The following is a 2717-nucleotide window of genomic DNA, read 5'->3' as shown; positions in this document are numbered from 1 at the left end:
TAGAGCCTTTTCTTGCTCCTTTGACATTTTTGCATTTTCTTTTTGGATAGTGTTATCTTGTATTGGTGTATTGCTAAGTCCGTTTATGCTAGTTATCATTTCAACTCCCTCTACGCCTTTATATCAATATCTCTTTTTATACCAAGCATATCTACTAGATATTTTCCAGCTGGGTTTTCATTTAGCTCTTTTACTAAATTTAAAGGTGGCATACTAAATTTCAAAAAGCTATCTATAAAGTCCTTACTCTTTTTACCATCTTTGTCTATCTCACCAAAGAGTAGCTTTAGCATTTTTAGATTGCGCTCCATCATCTTTTTAAATGATAGCTCGTCTTCTTCATATCCCCTACGTCTATCTTCAGGAGTGCTGACAAAGCCACTTTCTAAGTCGATATAGACAAAGTCTCTTTTAGATCTGATGTAGTCTTGCATATATTTAGGCATGCCAGCTATGTCATTATCAGTAGCATTTATAAAGCCAGGTCCAAATTTCATCTCACCCATTAGATCAAACAGCTCAAATGCTCTATTAAATTCTTTACTATCTACGCTCTTATCATAGCCTTCTCTTTTGCCTTGTGCTGTTGTCTCGCCCTCTCTTACATCAAGGTTGTTGTTTATAACGGCTGCTATAAGTCCGCCTTTAGTTATTGAGCCATCTTTATTAGTGTATTTCTCTCCATGCGGATCCATAAATACACCACTTCCCACACTCTCCTTGCCGCCATTGTTGTTGTTAAAGATATCTGTTGTTGGCTTTAGTGGCTGTCTGCCGTCTCCTCCTTTAAAGCTTGGGTTGAAAAAAAGCGTGCTTATCATCTGCTTATTTGACTCTTTGCCGTTAAAATCAGCCGCAGCCGAGCCAAATTCATGAATGGAGTTATGAATTTTTGTTACTTGCATGCTTTGGCGGTTATAAGAAAAGCCTTGAGGGAAATTTCTTATCTCATCTAAGCTAAAGCTATCTTTTGAGTTTAGTGTGTCTTCGCCAACTATTTGGGAGAGGATTTTGTAGGCATTATTTACGGTTTTTAGTATGTCGATGCTATCAAAAGTCCTTTTCATATAGTCAGACTGCGTCTCTATCCTTACTAACGACTCCAGCGTGCTTGAGTGAATTTTATAATCACTTGGTATGCCAGCTTGTTTATTAAACTCATCTGTAAAGTAGCCATCCTTATCTACCTTGTAGCCTAAAACTAAAGAGCTCGTTTGGTTGGTAGAAGCTTTGGTTGATGCCTTTATGTTCTGCTCTAAATTCAAGGGGTAGCTACCAAGTGTGTTTATCATCTAGTATCCTTTTAGCTTCATGCTAAAGATATCGTCTTTTTTGTAAAAAGTTTTATTTTACAAAGGTTTTTAGTCTGCATAAATTTACTCCTAAACTCTAGTATCTATCTTTTTATAAAGCCTATCTTTGCTAGATAGCTCTTTAAATTTTAGGTCGTTTTCAAGGTAGGTGATGTTGTAAATTTCTTTAGTGGTGATGCTTTTGCCGTTTTCAAGTCCGATTAGGAATTTACTTGTAAATTTATCAGAGAGGTTTTTAATGAGCTTATGCTCTTTTGCTCTTTTAGCAGTCTCACGCTCTAGCTCTTTACCTCCATAAGTAGCCACTGCTTGCATACTTCTTGACACACTCACGTTTGAGGTGAAAATTTGCACTGCATTTGAAGTCTTTTGCACGCTTGATTTGATCTGATCGTCAAAGTCAGAAATCTCTAGCTGTGCGTTTTTCTTTGGGGCAGCTAAGCTGTCAGCTAGAGATGAGTGCTCTATACCTTTAACACTTGAAGTGCCAATAAGTTTAAGTATAGGCGTCTCGTTAGCACCTATTAAAATTATGTTTTCATAGACTGAGGGCTTTAGCCCTTCTCTTTTTGTTGCTGGGGCTTGAAACCCAGTAGTTGTTATTGCCATTTTTGCTCCTTTTATACAATTTAATGGCAATTTATCATTAACGGCTGTGCCAAATCTACCCAATTTTGGCAAAGTTAGAATATTTTTTGTTTTTTGAAAAAGAGGACAAGCCCTAAAGATAGGGCTTTTAATTATTCTTAGAGTTTTTGGTAGATATATAGCTAGTTTTAGTTGCTTGACTAATTTTATTTTTAGTTAATCTATTTACCGCTTTAGCTTTTACGCCGTCGCTTATGTCTTTGTTTAATAGCACTTTCTTAACTAAGCCCACTTTGTCTCCACTCGTATTTATCGCATCAAGTAGTTTAAGCTTTGGATTCTAAAACTTCATAACTCATTTAAAAAATAAAAACATTGTTAAAACTCTAAAAATTTATATTAAATTTTATAAAGACATATACATTGAAGCTTAAATATAAAAAATTAATCAATCATAACACTTGTTTATGGTTCAACTTTAGCCATGTCTTTATTTTTTAGAAAAAACCTTAAGTCAAATTTAGTCTAAAAGATCTAAAAAAAGAAAAGAATAAATTTAAAAAGATAAATAAACCAAATAGCATAAAAACAAGAAAAAACAAATTTAAAAGACAACCAAAGCAATAATCTAAAAGCAAATATAAGAAACATACTAGATATGAAGGACAAACACAATAACAATAAAATTCGATTAATAATATAAGAATTAAAAGCAGATTAACAACAAAGCCCGCAACGACCTACTTTTCCAACATCCCAGTAAGGGAGAGTATCATCAGCCAGGACGAGCTTAGCTTCTTGGTTCGAGATGGAGCA

Annotated in this window: 2 protein-coding genes and 1 pseudogene; all 3 read right to left on the bottom strand. The window is 34.6% G+C overall.

Features of this window, described 5'->3' with window-relative positions:
* Positions 1-99 (bottom strand): annotated as a pseudogene (locus CVS86_RS10175) (cell surface protein); the annotation flags it as partial.
* An 11-nt stretch (positions 100-110) separates the two neighbouring features.
* Positions 111-1292, bottom strand: a complete 1182-nt coding sequence (locus CVS86_RS09790; RefSeq protein WP_107791763.1) for a Cj0814 family flagellar-dependent secreted protein — start codon at positions 1290-1292, stop codon at positions 111-113.
* 90 nt (positions 1293-1382) lie between these two features.
* Positions 1383-1922 carry a DUF5309 family protein gene (locus CVS86_RS09785; RefSeq protein ID WP_107791762.1) on the bottom strand — a complete coding sequence of 180 codons (540 nt, stop codon included), beginning with the start codon at positions 1920-1922 and terminating at the stop codon, positions 1383-1385.
* Positions 1923-2717 lie beyond the last annotated feature (795 nt).

It is taken from the genome of Campylobacter concisus, assembly GCF_003048605.1.
Classification (GTDB): domain Bacteria; phylum Campylobacterota; class Campylobacteria; order Campylobacterales; family Campylobacteraceae; genus Campylobacter_A; species Campylobacter_A concisus_BM.
This window is presented reverse-complemented; position numbering and strand designations above follow the sequence as displayed.